Genomic DNA, 18638 nt, shown 5'->3' on the forward strand with positions numbered 1-18638 from the left:
TGTCCTTGGATTTGCTTTCGGGATTGAAAAAGGGCACACGTGGTTTGCACGCGTACCCTTTTCACTGCGGTGACCCGCAGCGGCTCACTTTCAACAGATCAGCGTCAGCAATTCCAGGGCGCAGCCTGCTCCGCGCTGATGCCGTAACGCTCCATCGCCGCCGCGCAATCGTCAGCCGTGGCCTCGCCCCGCTCGCGCAGCGCCGTGAGCGCCGCCAGCACGATGTGCGCACGGTCCACCTCGAAGAAGCCGCGCAGCGCCGCCCGCGTGTCGCTGCGCCCAAAGCCGTCCGTGCCCAGCACTGTTACGGGGGTGTCCACGCAGGCCAGCGCCAGTTGTGGCCAGGCACGTACGTAGTCGGAGGCGGCAATCACCGGCGCGTCGCCCGCCAGGCACTGCTGCACGTGGCTGGAGCGGGCCGGCTGCGCGGGATGCAGCCGGTTCCAGCGCTCCACTTCCCGTGCCTCGCGCGCCAGTTCGCTGAAGCTGGTCGCGCTCCACACCTCGGCTTCCACGCCCCAGTCCGCGGCCAGCAACTCGGCCGCGGCCAGGGCCTCGCGCAGGATGGTCCCCGAGCCCACCAGCCGCACGGTGCCACGCGCCGCCCCCGTCGGCGCGTGCACGCCGAAGCGGTAGAGGCCGCGGATCACGTCCGCCGCCACACCCGCCGGCAGCGACGGCTGCCCATAGTTCTCGTTCATCAGGGTGACGTAATAAAAGACGTCCTCCTGCTGCTCCAGCATCTGCCGCATGCCGTGGTCCAGGATCACGGCGAATTCACCGGCAAAGCAGGGGTCGTAGGCGCGGCAGTTCGGAATCTGCGCCGCCTGCAGCAGGCTGGAGCCGTCCTGGTGCTGCAGGCCCTCGCCGCCCAAGGTGGTGCGGCCGGCCGTGGCGCCGAGCAGGAAACCGCGGGCGCGCTGGTCGGCGGCGGCCCAAATCTGGTCGCCGATGCGCTGGAAGCCGAATATCGAGTAGTAGATGTAGAAGGGCAGCATCGCCTGCCCGTGCACCGAGTAGCTCGTGGCCGCCGCCGTCCAGCTGCTGATGGCGCCGGCCTCGCTGATGCCTTCCTCCAGGATCTGCCCGTCCCGCGCCTCGCGGTAGCTCATGAGCGAGCCGATGTCCTCCGGCTCGTAGCTCTGCCCATTGAAGGCATAGATGCCGACCTGCTTGAAGAGGTTGGCCATGCCGAAGGTGCGCGCCTCGTCGGCCACGATGGGCACCACGCGCGGGCCCAACGTGCTGTCGCGCAGCAGGCTGCCCAGCATGCGCACGAAGGCCATGGTGGTGCTCATCTCCTTGCCCTCGGCCTGCAGCGCGAACTGGCCGTAGCGCTCCAGCGCCGGCACGGGCAGGGCTTCAGCCCGCGTGCGGCGGGCGGGAATGAACCCGCCCAGCGCCGCGCGGCGCGCGTGCAGGTAGCGCATTTCCGGGCTGTCCTCGGCCGGCTTCACGAACTCCAGGTTCGCGGCCTGCTCGTCGGTGAGCGGCAGGTTGAACCGGTTGCGGAAGGCGACGAGGTCTTCTCGTTCCAGCTTCTTTTGCTGGTGCGTGGTCATGCGGCCCTGGCCGGCGTCGCCCATGCCGTAGCCCTTCTTGGTTTGGGCCAGGATGACGGTGGGCTGTCCCGCGGTGTGCGCCGCGGCGTGGTAGGCCGCGTGGATCTTCACCAGGTCGTGGCCGCCGCGCTTCAAGCGGTCGATCTGCTCGTCCGTCAGCCCCTGCGCGAGAGCGGCCAGCCGCGGGTCCTGGCCGAAGAAATGCTCGCGGTTGTAGCGCCCGTCCTTGGCGGCGAAGGTTTGGAATTGGCCGTCCACCGTGCGCGAGAAGGCGTCCACCAAGGCGCCCTCGCCATCCCGGGCGAAGAGGCCGTCCCAATCGGAACCCCAGACGAGCTTGATCACGCGCCAGCCCGCGCCGGCAAACAGGGCTTCGAGCTCGTCGATGATGCGGCCGTTGCCGCGCACCGGCCCGTCCAGGCGCTGCAGGTTGCAGTTGACGACCCAGATCAGGTTGTCCAGCTTCTCCCGGGCGGCCAGCGTGAGCGCGCTCATGCTCTCGGGCTCGTCCATCTCGCCGTCGCCGAACACGCCCCAGACCTTGCGGCCCGCCGTGTCCAGCAGCGCGCGGTGCTGCAGGTAGCGCATGAAGCGCGCCTGGTAGATGGAGCTGATGGGGCCTAAACCCATGGAGCCGGTCGGGAACTGCCAGAAGTCCGGCATCAGCCAGGGGTGCGGATAGCTGGAGAGGCCCCGCGCCCCGGCGCGCGCGGCGCTGATCTCCTGCCGGTAGTGGCTCAAGTCCGTTTCGCTCAGCCGCCCTTCCAGGAAGGCCCGCGCATACACGCCCGGCGCCGAGTGCGGTTGGTAGAACACCAGGTCGCCGCCGCCCCCTTCACCGCCCGCCTTGAAGAAGTGGTTGAAGCCGACCTCGAACAGGTCCGCCGCGCTGGCGTAGCTGGCGATGTGCCCGCCCAGCTCGCCATACGCCTGGTTGGCCCGCACCACCATGGCCAGCGCGTTCCAGCGCATGAGCGACGCCAGCCGCTCCTCCAGCGCCAGGTCGCCGGGAAACGCCGGCTGCTGCGCCGCGGGAATGGTGTTGATGTAGGGCGTGCCGCGCTGCGGCTGCCAGCCCACGGCCGGGTCGCGGGCGGCGGCCGCCAGCATGTCCATGATCTGGCGCACGCGCGCCGGGCCCGCCGCCTCCAGCAGCGACGCCAGCGCGTCGCGCCACTCGGCGCTTTCCTGCGGATCAGGGTCCGCGGCCGGCAGGGCGGCCAGGTGCTGCTGGATCTTCAAGTCGCTCATGTCGCTGTCTCCTGAGTCCGGGCAGTGTAGGAACGGCGCTGCCGCAGAAATCGCCGAAGTTCACTGCAGTACAGGCTTACGGCAGCACAAAATGCTGCCAATCAATGTGGGAGAAGCCAAATGAGCCTGGATGCAGTCGATTTGCGGATACTTCATGAGCTGCAGCGCGATGCCGGCCTGTCCAACGTGGCCTTGGCCGAGCGGGTGCATCTGTCGCCCTCGCCGTGCCTGGCACGGGTGCGGGCACTGCAGGCCAAAGGCGTGATTCGCCAATACGTGGCGCTGCTGGACGCCAAGCAGCTTGGGCTGGACTTGAACGTCTTCATTTCGGTGAGCCTGCGCCACCAGTCGCGCGCGGCGCTGGAGCGCTTTGAGGCGCACGTGTGCGCCCGCGACGAGGTGATGGAGTGCTACCTCATGTCCGGCGACGCCGACTACCTGCTGCGCGTGGCCGTGCCGGACATCCCGGCGCTGGAGCGGTTCATCCTGGAGCAGCTCTCGCCCATGGAGGAGGTGGAGAAGATCCGCTCCAGCTTCGCGCTCAAGCAGGTGCGCTACAAGACGGCGCTGCCGCTGGGAAGCGCGTAGCGCCCAAGCGCTCAATCCACGGTGGCGCCCGATTCCTTGACGATGCGCGCCCACTTCGGCAGCTCTTCCTTCACCAGCGCGCCGAACTGCTCCGGCGTGCTCTTGAACGGCTCGCAGCCCACGGCGGCCAGCTTGTCCTGCGCATCCTTGCCTTCCAGCGCCTTGGCCACCTGCGCCTGCAACTGGTTCACGATGGCCTTGGGCGTGCCCGCCGGCGCGAACAGGCCGTACCAGGGCGTCGAGCCGAAGCCCTTGAGGGTCTCGCCGATGGTGGGCACGTCCGGCAGCGCGGCCACGCGCTTCTCGTTGACCACGCCCAGCACCTTCAACTTGCCGGACTTGATGAAGGAAATCGACGACGGCAGGCTTTGCACCGAAAGCTGCACCTGGCCGCCCACGAGGTCCGTCACCGCGGCCGAGGCGCCCTTGTAGGGCACGTGCATCAGCTCGATGCCCGCGGCCTTTTGCAGCATCTCGCCAATGAGGTGGTTGAGCGTGCCGTTGCCCGCGGAGGCGATGGCGATCTTGCCCGGCTGCTTCTTGGCCACGGCAATCATCTCGCTCACGTTCCTGGCCGGGAAATCGTTGTTGGCCACCAGCGCGTAGCCGGCGGTGGCCACGGGCGTGATGGGCTCGAAATCCTTCACCGGGTCGAAGCCCGGGTTCTTGTAGAGCGAGGGATTGATGACGTGGGCGCTGCTCACGGTCAGCAGCAGCGTGTAGCCGTCCGGCTTGGACTTGGCGGCCACGGCGCTGCCCAGGTTGCCGCCCGCGCCGGGGCGGTTGTCCACGATGAACTGCTGGCCGGTCTGCTCGCTGAGCTTTTGCGCCACGATGCGCGCGATGGCGTCATTGGCGCCGCCCGGCGCCTGCGGCACCACCACGGTGACCGGCTTGCTGGGGTATTTGTCTTCGGCGAAAGCGGCGCCGCTGCTGGCGGCGGCCAGCATCAGCAGTACGGCACGGCGGGCGATGTTCATGCTTGTGTCTCCTGTTTTGCAGCGGGCGCGGGCGCATTCTGTAAGTGCCGCCCTGTGGGCGGAATGACACAGACGGGAGCCGAGCTTTCGCACTTCGCGAAAGCGGTACCGGGAAATCCCGTGCATTCATTCCTCGCCGCACCCTGGGCCCCGGGTACCGGCCCAGCTGCATCGCCCATGCCGGCCAAGCCGTGAGAAATGGCGGTTCGTGGCGGTCTTCGTGCGCGGCAAGGCAGGGAAGCGCCCATGGAGCGCCGATAGCATGGCGTCCGGTATGACCCCAGTCCAGGTATGGGCAAGACGATGAACAAGCAGGACCAGGCCCCGCGGCGGGCCGGCAGCAGCAGGGAGGGCGCGGCGACCGCCGCCGCCGCATTGGGTTTGGCCCTTGGGCTGGCGTTGCTGGCCGAGGCGCTGGCGGCGCTGTTGGGCCAGGCCACCGGCCGCGAAGGCTGGCAACGCGGCTGGGTGGACGCGCTGCTGTTGGGCCAGCCGCTGGCCAGCGACCCGCTGTGGCGCGACCTGGCGGCACTGCTGGCGGGCTGCTTCGTGCTGTGCCTGGCACCCGCGCGCCACATCGGTCCAACGCTGACGGCCCGCTTCGACGGCGCTGCGCTGCGCGTGGAGCCTGCCGGGAACCTGGGCCCCGCCGACGCGCCGGCGCTGCACCCGTCCCGGCGCGCCACTTGGGCCGGCCTGGAGCACTGGTGCCTGCACGGCAGCGGGCCGGGCTGCACGCCCTGGTGGCGCCCGGGCGCCCTGCCTGACGTGGAATTGCGGCTGAGCGTGGCCGTGCTCACCGGCGGCACCGAGCTGGAGCGCCGCCGCCTGGCCGAAGGGTTCTCCCGCCACATTGACGGCAGCACGCGGCTGCTGGCGCTGGGCAGCCGGCTGCGGGGCCTGGGCTGGCGGCTGCGCATCAAGCTGGACGAGTGCCTGTGGTGGCGGCCCGTGCCGCCGGCCACGCCCTGGGACGCCGGCTACCTGCCCTTGAGCGCGGCGGCAGTCAAGCCGCTGGCGCGGTTCCGTCCGCGCCGGCCCACGCTCATCGTGGCCGACGGGCTGCACGCCCAAGTGCTGGCGCAGGCGCTGCATGCGCTGCAGCTCAACCAGGCGACGTTCCGCCACCCGGTGCGGCTGCTGGTGCTGGCCGAGCGCGGCCCCGGCGTGGCCGACCTCTGCCGCAAGGGAATGGCGGCGGCCAGCCGCGTGGGCCCGCACCGCGCGCCGCCCTACCTGCCGGTGTTCGATCTCCAGGCGGCCTGAACAAGCCGCCGCCGCGCCCTCAATGCGCCGCGGGCGCAGGGCCGTCGGCCGTGGGCGCGGCAACGCCGGCCGGCGGCGCATCGGCGAACCAGGCTTCCAGCCCGCCCGCCAGGGGGCGGACGTTCGTGAAACCGTGGTCCTGCAGCACGCGCGCGGCCTGTGCGGCCGAGACGTCGTTGGGGCAGTTGCAGTACACGACGATGGAACGTTGCGGGTGCAGCTCGTCCCGCAGCGCGGCCACGGCGCCCAACTCCACGTGGCGCGCGCCCGGGATGCGGCGCAGGTCCATCGCCAGGCTGGAGCCCGCGCGCACGTCCAGCACCAGCGGCGGCTCCTGCGCCTGCAGCAGCTCGCGCAGCTCGGCCACGCCCACGCGCGGCATGGCCATGTCGCGCTGCATGCGCCGCCGCCGCCACCAGCGCCGCGCCACCAGGGCCGCCAGCAGCACGCCCAGGGCGATGAGCGCCTTGGTGCCGGCGTCGGCCATCACGTCCAGCACGCGCTGCACTTCATGGCTGAAGGCCAGGCCCAGCAGCAGGTAGGCGGCGCTCCAGATCGCGCCGCTGACCACACCGAAGAACAGGAAGGTCAGCCAGGGCATGTCCAGTGCGCCGGCCATGGGCGCGGCCACCAGCGACACGCCGGGCACGAACTTGGCGGCAATGAGCGAGCTGCCGCCCCAGCGGCCGATGAGCAGCTCGCTGCGGCGCACGCAGGAGTCGGGCGACAGCGACACGCGGCACAGCAGCCGCATCACGCGGTGGCCGTGGCGGCGCCCGCCGGCAAACCACAGCGCGTCGCCCACCACGTTGGCAGCCACGGCCACGGCCATCGCCGCGGCCAACGAAAAGCGTCCGCCGGCCGCCAGGCCGCCCGCCACCACCAGCAGCGGCGCCGCCGGCACGGGCGCACCCACCCGCGCGGCCAGGGTGACCACGAACACCAACAGCACCCCATGGCGCAACAGCAGATCGACCAGCGCTTGCATCGCGCCAAGCGTAGAGCCGTACGCGGGGGCGGGTGGGCGTTGGGGCTTATGGGGTGAACCGGCAGCGGCGTGCGTGACGGCTGCGCCGGCGGGCCGGCGCCGGAGGTGTTGCCACAACGCCTGGGCTCACGGGACGCCAACGGCGGCCCGGTTCCCCGCGGACCGCGGCACACCCCTCTCTCGGGCACCGGCCTTGCTGCCGTGAGGGCTCATCCCTTGTTGCAGGAGCTGGACATGAAGCGCGTCCAAGGAGTTGTGGGCCTGAAGGCGGCGGCGCTGGCCGCGCTGCTGGCGCTTTGCGGCGCCGCTTGGGCACAGGCCGGCGGCATGACGGGCGGCAGCAACAAGGGGCCGGGCTTCATGGGCGCGGGCTCGGGTTCCTCCGGCACCGTGGACGGCGGCATGAGCGGCACGCGCGAGACGCCCCCCGGCGCCGCCCGCGCCGGCCGTGTGCTGCGCGCCAACCGCGCCAACACCGCCGCCAGCGGCCCAAGCACGGGCGACACCACCGCCCAGGGCGGCGCGGCCGGCCCGGCCGGCACGGGGGAGGGCAGCGTCTCCGGCGACGGCGGCTTGGGCGGCGCCCCGGGCCCGGCTACCGGCACGGGTGTGGCCGGGCGCAGCGGACGCTGAGCGGTCACGCCCGCGCCGAACTCCAGTTGTGCTCAGCGCCGCAGCAGCACGTTCAGGTCCGGCGTGAGCTGCGAGGCTTCCACGTAGCCTATGGCGCCGGGCGTGTTGCGCACGTGCGCCAGCACCTCGGCCGTGCCCGCGAGCTCGCGCGGCGGCGCGCCTTTGCCGATGTAGCGGCGCACGGTCCAGTAGGCCAGGTAGTCGTCTTCCTGCTGCTGCAGCACCGCGCTCAGGAAGCGCCGGCGCAGCGGGTGGCCGTAGGGCAGGTTCACCGGGCGCAGCAGCAGCCCCTCCAGCTCTATCGTGCGGCCGGTGTAGATGCGCTTGAGCGTCTCGGCGTCCAGCGCGCGCGCGGGCAGGTTGCCGATGACGGCCACGCCTTCGTCGGCCCAGGCGGCAGCTACGCCGGCCGCGCCCGCCAGGGCGGGCAGCGTGTGGGCGATAAAGGTTCTGCGCTGCATGGGTCCGACTCAGAACGCGAAGCTGTAGCTCACGGACAGCACGTTCACGCGCCGGGGCTGCAGCAGCCCCTGGCCCGCGGGCACGTCCATGAACTGCGAGCCCTGTGCGTGCGTATGCAGCCACTCGGCCTTGAGCTTGCTCGTGGGCGAAAGTGCATAGGACGCGCCCAAGGCCAGCGAGCGCTGGCGGAACAAGGGGACGATGTCCGCCCGCGCGCGCATGGAGGCGTTGAGCGCCGAGGCGTCCTGTACCGAGCCCGGCACCGTGGTCGTCTCCAGTTGCTGCACCCACTTCAGCGGCCCGCTGCCCGGATGGATGGCCGCCACGGTGGCGTAGGCCGTGAGCGCCGACCAGCTCCGGTAGGCCGTGAGGTAGGCCGAGGTCGAGGACATGCCCATCTCCAGCTCGCGCGGAATGATGCGCAGCCACTCGGCCGCCAGGCGCCAGCCGCCGCCCAATTGCGCTTCGGCGCCCAAGGTCAGCGCCACGTTGTTGCTGTTGCTCACCCGCTCCAGGCCTGCGCCGCGGGTCTGCCAGTAGCCCGCGCCGCCGCCCAGGTCCACCCAGCGCGGGCGCACCAGCAGCCCGGAGCCGTCGGCATTGCGCACGCGCGTGTGGTGCACGCCGGCGCGCGCGCTCAAGTCAGGCGTGTTCCACGACAGCACGGCCCCCGTCACCGTGATCTCCAGGTCACTGAACATCACGGCCGGCGCCGCGCCCAACGAGGGCTCGCGCAGCCAGACGCGGTTGCGGTTCACCAGCGGCGAGTCGCCGTGGTAGAGGTCCAGGGCCAGCTCGCCGCCCCCGCGGCTCCAGTTGCGCGAGAGGTGCGCGCCGGTGAAGTCGCTGGCCGGCAGCAGGCTGTAGACCTCGGTGGGCACGCGCGCCTCGTCGTAGGTCTGCCCAACGTCGAGCTGCGCCGAACGCAGCATGAAGGGCACGCGCAGCTTGCCCACGCGCAGCAGCCAGTCGTTGTTGGGCCGCCAGGCCGCGAAGGCCCAGGCCGCCGTGAGGTCCCAGCGCGTGTCGTTGCGCGTGGCCGGCGCCAGCCGCGGCTGCAGCGTGGCCGACCACTGCGGCGTGAGCTGCAGGTCCACTTGCGCCCCCAGCACCGTGTCGCGCTTGAAGGTGCCGCCATCGTCCACGAAGCGCTGGTAGCGCCAGGCGCGGTCCGAGACGGCATAGCCCGCCGTGCCGAAGGCCGACCACGACAGCGAGGGGCCGTCGCCGCCGTCGCCGTCCGCGCCCGCCGCCCGCGCCGCGCCGGCTCCCGACAGGGCCAGCACGGCCAGGGCCGCCATGGACAGCACGGCAGCCCGTGGGCGCCCCATGCGCCGGCCCGGCCGCGCGGGGCGTGCGGCCCGGGGCGCCGCCACGGGTGCCGGGAAGGTACGGCCGCGGCCCATCAGTCGCGCCAGGTGCTGGCGATCTCGACGAAGCGCGGTTCGCAGGCCAGCAGCGCGTCTATGAGCTGCGGGTCGAAGTGGCTGCCGCGCCCGTCCAGGATGATGGCCATGGCCCGCGCGTGCGGGAACGGCTCCTTGTACGGGCGCCGCGTGGTGAGCGCGTCGTACACGTCGGCCACGGCCATGAGCCGCGCCGCCAGCGGAATGCCGCGCCCGGCCAGCCGGTCGGGGTAGCCGCCGCCGTCCCAGCGCTCGTGGTGGTGGCGGGCGATCTGCATGGCGTACAGCAGCACGTCGGAGTCGCCGGCCATGCGCTGCGCGGCGCGGCGCAGGATCTCCCAGCCGTGCACGGAGTGGCCCTTCATCTGCTCGAACTCCGCCGCGTCGAGCTTGCCGGGCTTGAGCAGGATGTGGTCGGGGATGGCGATCTTGCCGATGTCGTGCAGCGGCGCGGACTTGGCCATGAGCTCTATGGCGTGGTCGTCCAGCCCGGTGGCCTCCTCGCAGCCTTCGGGGTGGGCGCGCACGTACTCGGCCAGCACGCGCACGTACTCCTGGGTGCGCTTGATGTGGTTGCCCGTGTCCTCGTCGCGGAACTCGGCCAGCGACACCATCACGTGCAGCGTGGCGTCGCGCAGTCGCTCCACCTGGTTCATTCGCTCCAGCAGTTGTGCCTGCAACCCGGCGTTGCGGCGGCTGAGCGAGTCGCGCCAGGCCTTGACCTGCAGCTGCGTCTTCACCCGTGCTTGCACCACGGGCGGGCTGATGGGCTTGGTGATGAAGTCCACGGCGCCCAGCTCGAAGCCGCGCGTTTCGTCCTCGGCCTGGCCCAGCGCGGTGAGGAAGATCACCGGCACGTCGCGCGTGGCCTCGTGCGCCTTGAGCTGGCGGCAGACCTCGAAGCCGTCCATGCCGGGCATCATCACGTCCAGCAGCACCAGGTCCGGCGGCTCGCGCTGCGCCAGCGCCAGCGCCCGCGCGCCGCCGTTGGCCAGTTTCACGCGGCACTCGCCGCCCAACAGGTCGGCCAGCAGCGTGAGGTTGTCGGGGGTGTCGTCCACGACGAGGATCGTGGGGCGTTCTTGCTGCGTCATGTCGTTCTCGTGAGTTCCAGCGCCGGCTGCGCAGCGGCAGCCGGCAGGATGTTGGAAAGGGTGTCCAGCGCCGCGTCGAAGTCGCAGCGCTGCAGGGCCAGGTCCAGCGCGTGGGCCTGCGTTGTGGGCAGCGCGCGCATGAGCTCCACGCGGCGCGCGCGCCAGTGCTCCAGCGCCTGGCTGTCGCCATCGACCAGCAGCTCGCGCAGCCGCGCCCAGTGGGCTCCCGCGTCCTGCGGCGCGGCCGCATCTTCGGTGTCCGGCAGGTCCGTGCCCGCGTGCAGCGGCTCGGCCGACTGGGCGGGCGCAGGTGCGGGGGAGCCGTCCGGTGCGGCGCCGGCGTCGGGGGGCGTGGGCACGTAGGGGCGCATCGCGCCTATGAGCACGTGCGGCTCCAGCGGCTTGGCGATGTGGCCGCGCATGCCCATCTCCAGGCAGCGCCGGCGCTCCTCCACCAGCGCGTGCGCGGTCAGCGCCACGATGGGCAGGTGGCGCCAGGCCGGGCGCGCAAGAATGGCCCGCGTGGCCTCGTAGCCGTCCATCACGGGCATCTGCAGGTCCATGAGCACCACGTGGCAGGCCGCGCCGGGCTGCGGCAAGCGCTCCAGGGTCAGCAAGGCCTCCAGCGCCTTGCGGCCGTCGTCGGCGGTGGCCACTTCCGCGCCCGCGCGCTCCAGCAGCTCGCCGGCGACCTGCCTGTTCTGCGCGTCGTCGTCCACCAGCAGCACGTGCAGGCCCTGCAACGGGCGGCGGGCCGCCGTCGCACCCGCGTCGCTCCAGGGGCTGTCGGCAGCGGCCGGATGGAACGGCCGCGGGCCGGCCAGCGGCTGCGCCATGCGCACGGGCAGCGTGACGGTGAAGGTCGAGCCCTGGCCGGGCTCGCTGCGCGCCAGCAGCGTGCCGCCCATGAGCGTGACCAGCCGCCGCGAGATGGACAGCCCCAGCCCCGTGCCGCCGTAGCGCCGCGCCGTCGAGCTGTCGGCCTGCGCAAAGTCCTCGAACAGCAGCGCCAGTTGTTCGGCCGTCATGCCCACGCCGCTGTCCTCCACGGCGATGCGCAGCAGCGCGCGGGGCTCGCCGTCGTCCTCGGCCGCCAGGGGCTCCAGGCTCACGCGCAGCCGCACCTGGCCGCGCTCGGTGAACTTCACCGCGTTGGACAGCAGGTTCATCAGCACCTGGCGCAGCCGCAGCGGGTCGCCCCACACCACGGCCGCGGCGTCGCGCGCGAGCCCCTCCATCTCGCGCGCCAGCAGCAGCCCCTTCTCGGCGGCCTTGGAGCTTTGCAGCGACAGCGCGTCGCCCATCAGGCTCTCCAGGTGGCAGGGTATGCACTCCAGCGCCAGCTTGCCGGCTTCGATCTTGGAGAGGTCCAGGATGTCGTGCAGCAAGCCCTGCAGCAGCGTGGAGGCGCCGTGCACCTTGTGCAGGTAGTCGCGCTGCTGGTCGGTCAGCGGCGTGCCCAGCGCCAGGTAGGTCATGCCGATGATGGCGTTGAGCGGCGTGCGTATCTCGTGGCTCATGTTGGCCAGGAACAGGCTCTTGGCCCGCGTGGCGGCCTCGGCCTGCGTGCGCGCGGCCTCCAGCTCGCGCTGGGTGCGCGCGCGCTCTTCGAGGTCGCTGCGAATGGAGGCGGCCATGTGCTCCAGCGTGTGCGCCAGGCCGTCGAGCTCGCCCACGCGCGCGCTCACCGGGTCCATCTGCGCGCCGTAGTCGCCCAGGGCATAGCGCTCGGCCGTGGCGGCCAGGCCCGCGATGGGCTGCAGCACGCGGCGGCGCACGCCGCGCCAGGCCAGCCACACGGCCAGGGCCACCAGCGCATCCATGGCGATGGCCGCGCTCACGAAGCCGCGCAGCCGCAAGCCGGCGGCCTGCACCTCGGCGGCGGTGCGCACGTCGGTCAGCCGCACGAGCTCGTCCACCTTGCCGGCCAGTTGCGCGGCCTGCAGCTCGTACTGCGCGCTGTACACCACCTGCCGCGCGAAGGCGGGGTCGGCCTCGCCGTCGGAGACGAACTGCCCCTTGGCCTTGTCGTACAGCCCCTGCGTGGCGGCAAAGGCCACCTGCTCGGTCTTGCCCAGCACGGCCGAGGCCTGCAGCACGGCACGCAGCGCCTGCTGCTCGGCGTCGTCGAAGTCCATGCGCCGCATGCGCTCGGCCAGGGGCAGGCCCGGGCCCCCGCCGGGCAGCCGGTGCGGCCTCAACCCGGCGATGACCTGGTCCCAGTACAGGCGGTCGGCCGGGTCCGGCGGCTGCTTCTCGCCCTGGCGTATGGCCAGGATGTCGTAGTAATAGAGCAGGTAGCGCGCATCGGCCGTGGCTGTGTAGGCGCGCACCAGCCGCGCCAGCCGGTCGGTCTCGTGGTGCAACTCGCCCACCAGGCCCATGGCCTGGTCGCGGCGCAGCGCGGCCAGCCGCGCGCTGTCGAAGGCCGCGCCAATGGCCAGCAGGAACAGCAGGTTGGCCGCCAGCGCCACCGACACCAGCGCGAAGAAGTTTCGCGAAACGGTGCGCAGCCGCAAGCTGGAGCCTTGCGGCAGGGCACTGGCGGACTGGGCGGTGTGTTTGCTCAAGGCGTACAGGCAGCGCGCCACGACGGCGTTGTCGTGAACCAGGCGGACAACGCTGCATATCGACCCGCCAGACGGCGAGTTGAGCATCTGCGCGGCCTTGGCGGATGCGCTGTGCGACGCGCTTTGCCATGACGCAAGCGCCGGCGCGAAAAATTGCCGGAGCTTTTGCACATTTTCGTTGGCAAAAGCAATCTTCATGGTTTCCTGCGCAAGCGTTGGGCCTGTTCAGCTCACCAGGGCGGCACGCGCGTGCCCACGCCCGGCGCCCTTGGCGTCGTAGCAGGCGCGGTCGGCGGCCTTGAGCCAGTGCGCCACCTCGAACATGTCGGCCTGCAGCTCGGCCACGCCGGCGGAGGCGCTCACGCGCAGCGTGCGGCCCTCCCAGGGCAGCTCTATGGCGGCCACGGCCGCGCACACGGCCTGGGCGATGAGCAGCGCGCGCTCCGGCGGACAGCGCTGCAGCAGCAGGACGAACTCGTCGCCACCCAAGCGCGCCACGAGGTCGCCCACGCGCACGCAGCCGTTGATGGCCGCGGCCACGGCCTTGAGCATGGCGTCGCCCGCGGCATGGCCGGCGCTGTCGTTGATGGGCTTGAAGTGGTCCAGGTCCATGGCCACCAGCATCGCGGGCATGGAGCGCGGGCGGGCGGCGAACACATGCTCCAGCTGCTGCTCAAGCGCTGCGCGGTTGGCCAGCCCGGTGAGCGGGTCGTGGTGCGCGGACCAGCGCAAGTGCTCGCGCGCGGTGCGCTGCGCGGTGACGTCGAGCACGCACCAGATCAGCCCCGGCGCGGCCTCGTCCCCGCGCGAAGGCTGCACGCGCAACTGCGCCCAGAACGTGCCGCCGTGCGCCAGGCGCAGCTCCATTTCGTCGCTGTAGGGCTGCCCGGCCTGGAAGGCGCGCGTGGCGCGGCGCAGCAGGGCCAGCACGCCGTCTTGCCGCAGGCCCAGCGCGCTCAGCGGCTGGCCGGCCAGCGTGCCGGCCTCGCGGCCCAGCAGCGCGCACAGCTCGGCGTTGGCCAGTTCGATGCGGTTGTCGCGGGTGAAGGCGATGCCCACGGGCGCGGCGGCCATCACGCCCTCCAGCCGGCGCAGCAGCTCGGTGTTGAAGGCATCCATCTGCGCGCGCTCGGCCCCGGCGTGGCGCAGCGCCTGCGCCAGCCTGGCGATCTCGCCGGTGGCCGCGGGCCAGCCCGCGTGCGGGTCGAAGGCAGGATCGAACAGGTGCTGCGCGCGCCGCTGCAGCGCCTGCAGCGGCCGCAGCAGCCAGCTCACCAGCCCAAGCAGCGCCGCGCTGGCAGCCACGATCATGAGCACGGCCCAAGTGATGGCCAGGCGGCGCGCGTCGTGCAGCGGCGCCAGCAGCCGCTGCTGCGGCATGGCGCGCCACACCAGCCATTGCGGCCCGCTCACGGCGGCCACGCTGACGAGCTCGCCCTCCTGCTGCGCGGACACGCCCGCGGGCTCCAGCGGGCGCCCCATGCGCACCCAGTCGTCCCAGGCCTGCGCCAGGCGCGGCTCGGTGGAGATGTGCTGCAGCGCCCGGCCGATGTCGGGGTGCGCCAGGATGCGCCCGCGCTCGTCCGTGACCACCAGCAGCGCGTCGGCCTCGCCGGCGCCGCGGTACTGCAGCACCTGCGCCATCAGCCCGCCGCTGCCCAGGCGTATGGAGCCGCTGAGCATGCCGAAGGGCCCGCGCGAGCCCTGCAGCGGCTGCGCCAGCACGATCACGGGCTCGTCCAGCACGCGGCTGACCAGCGCCTCGGAAATGCTGGGCTGGGCCTTGTCCATGGCCTGGCGGAAGTAGGCGCGGTCGGCCACGTTGGCCACGACCTTGCGCAGGCTGCTGTGCTCGCCGTAGACGCGCAGCGTGCCGTCCGCCGTGGCGACGTTGACGTTGCCGAACATGCGCCGCAGCACGATGCGGTCGGTCATGAAGCGCTCCAGCGCGGCCTGGTCGTGCAGCGTGCGCTGGTCAAGCTGCCCGGCCACCGCGGCCAGCGCGCCCTGCAGCTCCAGCACGCGGCCGGACAGCACCTCGGCGATGCGCTCCGCCTTCACCAGCTCGCGATCGCGCTGCTCGACCAGCGTGTCCTGCTCGGCCCGCTGCACCAGCGTCAAGGTGTTGAGCAGCACCACCAGCGCCAGCAGCGCGATGCCCGCCAGCGTCAACCGCGCGCGCAGCGTGCCCAGCGCGCGGCGCGCGCCCTCCAGCGGCGCTTTCAAGCGCTGCACGGTCAGGCGCGCACGGGCCGGGAGCGGGCCGCCGTGACGTCAAGGCGCAAGGCCCGGGGGGGCGGGCTGCGGCGCAGGTGTTTCATGAAGTGCGGGGGTGGGGCGTTCTGGGGATCACGCTGTATCGGCGCGCAGGCCCTGCAATTGAACCCAGGCAAACTCCTCAATCGTGAGAGATGCACGCCCGCGGGCCCGTTTGCGGGCTCACGAGGGCTCGTCGGAGGCGCCGGTGATCAGGCCGGCGTCCAGCCGGCTGCGCGCCGAGGCGGGCGGCTGCTCCGCACCAGGGTCGGATTCAGGCGGGTCGGAAGCGGAAGCCGTTGCCATGCCCGTGCACGGCCACCGGTAAACCTGGGAAAGCGCCCGGCGCGTGCGGGCTCAAACCGGCGGCAGCCCGCGCGCGCCTGCGGGCCCGGCGCGGCCGCCTTTGTATGGGAGGCGCAGGTTCCGCCGCCTGCGCCGCCGGCGCCGGGCGGCTGCCGGCCGTGGCGGCCGATGCGGGCACGGCGGCTGCTCCTGGGGCGCCGACCGGTGCGGTACAGCCTGCGCGCAGCGCACGCCTGCACGGCTGCTTGATGCAGCGCAGAGCAGGTGCGGATTGCCGCCGCGTGCCGGTTGCCCGCTCATCCAGCCGCGGCGGCGGCATGGCACAACCGCGGGCAGGCGCCGTGGCAGTTCAAGCGGTTCTCCAACGGGAGCGCAAGCTCCACATGCGACAGGGAGTGTTCCGGTGAGTTTTCTGATTGTTCTGGCAGCCCTGGTGCTGCTGATGTTCGTGGCCTACCGCGGCTACAGCGTCATCCTGTTCGCGCCGGTGGCGGCCTTGCTGGCCGTGCTGCTGACCGAGCCGTCCTGGGTGCCGCCCATGTTCACCGGCGTGTTCATGGACAAGCTGGTGGGCTTCGTGAAGCTGTACTTCCCCGTCTTCCTGCTGGGGGCGGTGTTCGGCAAGGTCATCGAGCTGTCCGGCTTCTCCAAGTCCATCGTTGCGGCCGTCATCGACGTGGTGGGCCGCGGGCGGGCCATGCTCTCCATCGTCATCGTCTGCGCCGTGCTCACCTACGGCGGCGTGTCGCTGTTCGTGGTGGTGTTCGCGGTGTACCCGTTCGCGGCGGAGATGTTCCGCCAGAGCAACATTCCCAAACGGCTCATTCCCGGGACCATCGCGCTGGGGGCCTTCACCTTCACCATGGATTCGCTGCCGGGCACGCCGCAGATCCAGAACATCATCCCCACCACCTTCTTCAAGACCACCACCTGGGCCGCGCCGTGGCTGGGCGTGTTCGGCGCGCTGTTCATCCTGGCCATGGGCATGCTCTACCTGGAAAGCCGCCGCCGCCGCGCCCTGGCCGCCGGCGAGGGCTACGGCAGCAACCTGCTCAACGAGCCCGAGCCCTACGAGGCCGAGAAGCTGCCCCACCCGCTGATCGCGCTGCTGCCGCTGGTGCTGGTGGGCGTGCTCAACCGCGTGTTCACGGACCTGATTTACGCCCACTACGGCCAGACCCACCAGCTTCCCCTGACCGGCGGCAAGCCCGTGGTGACGGAAATCTCCAAGATCGCCGCCGTGTGGGCCGTGGAAGGCGCGCTGCTGGTGGGCATCCTCACCGTGCTGGTGTTCGCCTTCCCGCGCGTGAAGTCGAAATTCGCCGACGGCTCCAAGGCCGCCATTGCCGGCGCGCTGCTGGCGGCCATGAACACGGCCTCGGAGTACGGCTTCGGTGGCGTCATCGCCGCGCTGCCGGGCTTCACGGTGATCGCCGACGCGCTGCGCGGCATCCCCAATCCGCTGATCAACGAGGCCATCACCGTGAGCGCCTTGGCCGGCATCACCGGCTCGGCCTCCGGCGGCATGAGCATCGCGCTGGCCGCCATGGCCGACACCTTCATCCAGTCGGCCAACGCCGCGGGCATCCCGCTGGAGGTGCTGCACCGCGTGGCCTCCATGGCCAGCGGCGGCATGGACACGCTGCCGCACAACGGCGCCGTCATCACGCTGCTGGCCGTCACCGGGCTCACGCACAAGCAGTCCTACGGCGACATCTTCGCCATCACGCTGATCAAGACGGCGGCGGTGTTCGTAGTGATCGGGATCTACTACCTGACCGGGATTTATTGATGCGGCCGGCCGAGAAATAGCACCGTGACTTTTGTCGCATTTGAATCGGCCCGCGAGAAATAGTCCGAATACACGCCGCTTATAGAATTTAATCCTTTTTCTTGTATCAAGCACACTTGGCCCAAACCTGAATTGTTGAAAGCCAAGTCGTGCTTGAACTGGTGAGTGTTCTGTATGCGGTATTTGGGGCCGTGCTCGTGGCCGCCTATATTCCGCAGTTATGGTCCGTGTGGCGCAGCCGCACCGGCGCGGCCGACGTTTCCCTCTTGACTTGGAGTATCTGGAGCACTTCGGCCACAGTGACGCTGCTGTATGCGGCCCTGGTGGCGCGCAACGCTGAATTCGTGCTGGTTTCGACGGGAAACTTGGTGGGGTGTTATGCCGTCACGAGTTTGATCGTGTATCGGCGCTGCTCGATCAAAAACAAGCCCAGGCTGGAATTCCAAGCTTCAGCCAGTTTCTAGTTACGCTTCTCACGGCACCGCGGCCCGTGGGCGGGCAGTTCGACCTGCCGCCTTGGCCTGGTCAAGCGCCTGCCTGCCCCAGAAACCCCGCCAACAGTCGCGCACTCGCCGACCCCAAGGGCGCTGGCCGCGTCACCACCACGAAGCGCCGCTCCGCCCAGGGTTCGGCCAGCGGCACCAGCACCAGCCTCCCGGCCCCCGCCAGCGCCACGGGCACTTCGCGCGGGACGATGGCCAGGCCGAGTCCGGCGGCAATCAGCCGGCAGGCCGCGTCCATGCTGGACACCTGCATCCGGTACGAGGGCGTGCGCCCAAGCAGCGCCGCCTGGCGGCGCAGCAGCCGGTCGAGCAGCCCGCCGGGGGAAATGCAGATCGCCGGCTGGTCCAGGATGTCCGTGAAGCCCAGCGCCGCGCGCCGCGCCAGCGGGTGGCCCGCGGCCATGACCACGCACAGGTGGTCGCTGCGGTAAGGCGTCGCGTCCAGCCCCGCCGTGTCGCCCTGGTCCCACAGCACGCCGAGATCGGCCGCGCCTTCGCGAAGGCCGCGCAGCACTTCGGCGCTCTGCCGCTCGTCCAGGCTCACGCGCAGGGCGGGATGGCGGCGCAGGAACGCCGCGATGTCGTCCGGCAGGTTCTCGGCCAGCACCGAGGGGCTGGCCAGCACGCGCACGCTGCCCTGCGCGCCGGCGCCGAACTCGCCCAGCTCCGCGCGCACGCGCTCCAGTTGCGCCAGCACCTCGCGGGCGCGCGCCAGCAGCGCCTCGCCCGCGGGCGTGGGCGTCACGCCGTTGCTGCGCCGCTCCAGCAGCGGCACGCCCACCTCCTGCTCCAGCGCCAGCACGCGCTTGCTCAGGGCCGAGGCCACCAGCGAGGCGCGCGCCGCCGCGCGGGCCATGCTGCCCTCCTCGCACACGGCAACGAAGCTTTGCAGCAGCAGCGGGTCCAGCGGTCGGCTCATGAAAGGCTCCAGGCGTCGTTGTTCCGGATTGGAACGGCAGGGCTGAAAAATCGCCATGGGGA

Annotated in this window: 15 protein-coding genes; 5 read left to right on the forward strand and 10 right to left on the reverse strand. The window is 71.4% G+C overall.

All coding sequences use genetic code 11. From position 1 onward, the window contains the following. Positions 1-104: 104 nt before the first annotated feature. Positions 105-2813 (reverse strand): alpha-ketoglutarate dehydrogenase, encoded by a 2709-nt coding sequence (gene mdeB, locus SM757_RS13375; protein ID WP_322465855.1) that lies wholly within the window; start codon positions 2811-2813, stop codon positions 105-107. A 120-nt stretch (positions 2814-2933) separates the two neighbouring features. On the opposite strand from mdeB, the gene SM757_RS13380 reads away from it, so the two are divergent. Then, positions 2934-3401, forward strand: coding sequence for an Lrp/AsnC family transcriptional regulator (locus tag SM757_RS13380; RefSeq protein WP_066336425.1), 468 nt, complete (start codon positions 2934-2936; stop codon positions 3399-3401). Between the two features lie 11 nt (positions 3402-3412). Here the strand turns inward: SM757_RS13380 and SM757_RS13385 are convergent, their stop codons facing one another. After that, positions 3413-4381 (reverse strand): Bug family tripartite tricarboxylate transporter substrate binding protein, encoded by a 969-nt coding sequence (locus SM757_RS13385; RefSeq protein WP_066336423.1) that lies wholly within the window; start codon positions 4379-4381, stop codon positions 3413-3415. A 303-nt stretch (positions 4382-4684) separates the two neighbouring features. Here SM757_RS13385 and SM757_RS13390 point away from each other — a divergent pair, with 303 nt between their 5' ends. After that, the gene (locus SM757_RS13390; RefSeq protein WP_322465856.1) at positions 4685-5647 is read left to right on the forward strand and encodes a hypothetical protein; all 963 of its coding nucleotides are present in this window, start codon (positions 4685-4687) and stop codon (positions 5645-5647) included. Positions 5648-5666: 19 nt separating this feature from the next. Here SM757_RS13390 and SM757_RS13395 read toward each other — a convergent pair whose 3' ends face one another. After that, positions 5667-6635 (reverse strand): DedA family protein/thiosulfate sulfurtransferase GlpE, encoded by a 969-nt coding sequence (locus tag SM757_RS13395; RefSeq protein ID WP_322465857.1) that lies wholly within the window; start codon positions 6633-6635, stop codon positions 5667-5669. A 234-nt stretch (positions 6636-6869) separates the two neighbouring features. Here SM757_RS13395 and SM757_RS13400 point away from each other — a divergent pair, with 234 nt between their 5' ends. Further along, the gene (locus SM757_RS13400; RefSeq protein WP_322465858.1) at positions 6870-7268 is read left to right on the forward strand and encodes a hypothetical protein; all 399 of its coding nucleotides are present in this window, start codon (positions 6870-6872) and stop codon (positions 7266-7268) included. A gap of 32 nt (positions 7269-7300) precedes the next feature. Here SM757_RS13400 and SM757_RS13405 read toward each other — a convergent pair whose 3' ends face one another. From SM757_RS13405 to SM757_RS13430, 6 genes are all read right to left on the reverse strand, one after another. After that, positions 7301-7729 carry a type 2 periplasmic-binding domain-containing protein gene (locus tag SM757_RS13405; protein WP_322465859.1) on the reverse strand — a complete coding sequence of 143 codons (429 nt, stop codon included), beginning with the start codon at positions 7727-7729 and terminating at the stop codon, positions 7301-7303. Between the two features lie 9 nt (positions 7730-7738). Next, on the reverse strand, positions 7739-9031 hold the full coding sequence (locus SM757_RS13410; protein ID WP_322465860.1) for a hypothetical protein: 1293 nt from the start codon (positions 9029-9031) through the stop codon (positions 7739-7741). Positions 9032-9135: 104 nt separating this feature from the next. Then, positions 9136-10230, reverse strand: a complete 1095-nt coding sequence (locus SM757_RS13415) for a response regulator (protein ID WP_066336413.1) — start codon at positions 10228-10230, stop codon at positions 9136-9138. Next, on the reverse strand, positions 10227-12800 hold the full coding sequence (locus SM757_RS13420) for an ATP-binding protein (protein ID WP_322465861.1): 2574 nt from the start codon (positions 12798-12800) through the stop codon (positions 10227-10229). Before SM757_RS13420 ends, SM757_RS13415 begins: the two co-directional genes overlap by 4 nt. A gap of 225 nt (positions 12801-13025) precedes the next feature. Continuing rightward, positions 13026-15035 carry a sensor domain-containing diguanylate cyclase gene (locus SM757_RS13425; protein WP_322465862.1) on the reverse strand — a complete coding sequence of 670 codons (2010 nt, stop codon included), beginning with the start codon at positions 15033-15035 and terminating at the stop codon, positions 13026-13028. Positions 15036-15239: 204 nt separating this feature from the next. Beyond that, positions 15240-15362 (reverse strand): hypothetical protein, encoded by a 123-nt coding sequence (locus SM757_RS13430; RefSeq protein WP_322465863.1) that lies wholly within the window; start codon positions 15360-15362, stop codon positions 15240-15242. A gap of 403 nt (positions 15363-15765) precedes the next feature. On the opposite strand from SM757_RS13430, the gene SM757_RS13435 reads away from it, so the two are divergent. Together SM757_RS13435 and SM757_RS13440 are read left to right on the forward strand one after the other, a co-directional pair. Then, a complete protein-coding gene (locus tag SM757_RS13435) occupies positions 15766-17154 on the forward strand; it encodes a GntP family permease (RefSeq protein WP_066336407.1) in 1389 nt (462 codons plus the stop codon). 149 nt (positions 17155-17303) lie between these two features. Continuing rightward, a complete protein-coding gene (locus tag SM757_RS13440; RefSeq protein WP_066336404.1) occupies positions 17304-17618 on the forward strand; it encodes a hypothetical protein in 315 nt (104 codons plus the stop codon). A gap of 61 nt (positions 17619-17679) precedes the next feature. Here the strand turns inward: SM757_RS13440 and SM757_RS13445 are convergent, their stop codons facing one another. Then, positions 17680-18576, reverse strand: coding sequence for a LysR family transcriptional regulator (locus SM757_RS13445; protein WP_066336401.1), 897 nt, complete (start codon positions 18574-18576; stop codon positions 17680-17682). Between the last annotated feature and the right edge of the window lie 62 nt (positions 18577-18638).

This window comes from Azohydromonas lata, from assembly GCF_034427735.1.
In the GTDB taxonomy this organism is placed as follows: Bacteria; Pseudomonadota; Gammaproteobacteria; order Burkholderiales; family Burkholderiaceae_C; genus Azohydromonas; species Azohydromonas lata.

Bases quoted from the DNA above. Each gene is read 5' to 3' on its own strand.
- mdeB (WP_322465855.1), bottom strand. From the start codon at position 2,813: ATGAGCGACTTGAAGATCCAGCAGCACCTGGCCGCCCTGCCGGCCGCG.
- SM757_RS13380 (WP_066336425.1), top strand. From the start codon at position 2,934: ATGAGCCTGGATGCAGTCGATTTGCGGATACTTCATGAGCTGCAGCGC.
- SM757_RS13385 (WP_066336423.1), bottom strand. From the start codon at position 4,381: ATGAACATCGCCCGCCGTGCCGTACTGCTGATGCTGGCCGCCGCCAGC.
- SM757_RS13390 (WP_322465856.1), top strand. From the start codon at position 4,685: ATGAACAAGCAGGACCAGGCCCCGCGGCGGGCCGGCAGCAGCAGGGAG.
- SM757_RS13395 (WP_322465857.1), bottom strand. From the start codon at position 6,635: ATGCAAGCGCTGGTCGATCTGCTGTTGCGCCATGGGGTGCTGTTGGTG.
- SM757_RS13400 (WP_322465858.1), top strand. From the start codon at position 6,870: ATGAAGCGCGTCCAAGGAGTTGTGGGCCTGAAGGCGGCGGCGCTGGCC.
- SM757_RS13405 (WP_322465859.1), bottom strand. From the start codon at position 7,729: ATGCAGCGCAGAACCTTTATCGCCCACACGCTGCCCGCCCTGGCGGGC.
- SM757_RS13410 (WP_322465860.1), bottom strand. From the start codon at position 9,031: ATGGCGGCCCTGGCCGTGCTGGCCCTGTCGGGAGCCGGCGCGGCGCGG.
- SM757_RS13415 (WP_066336413.1), bottom strand. From the start codon at position 10,230: ATGACGCAGCAAGAACGCCCCACGATCCTCGTCGTGGACGACACCCCC.
- SM757_RS13430 (WP_322465863.1), bottom strand. From the start codon at position 15,362: ATGGCAACGGCTTCCGCTTCCGACCCGCCTGAATCCGACCCTGGTGCG.
- SM757_RS13445 (WP_066336401.1), bottom strand. From the start codon at position 18,576: ATGAGCCGACCGCTGGACCCGCTGCTGCTGCAAAGCTTCGTTGCCGTG.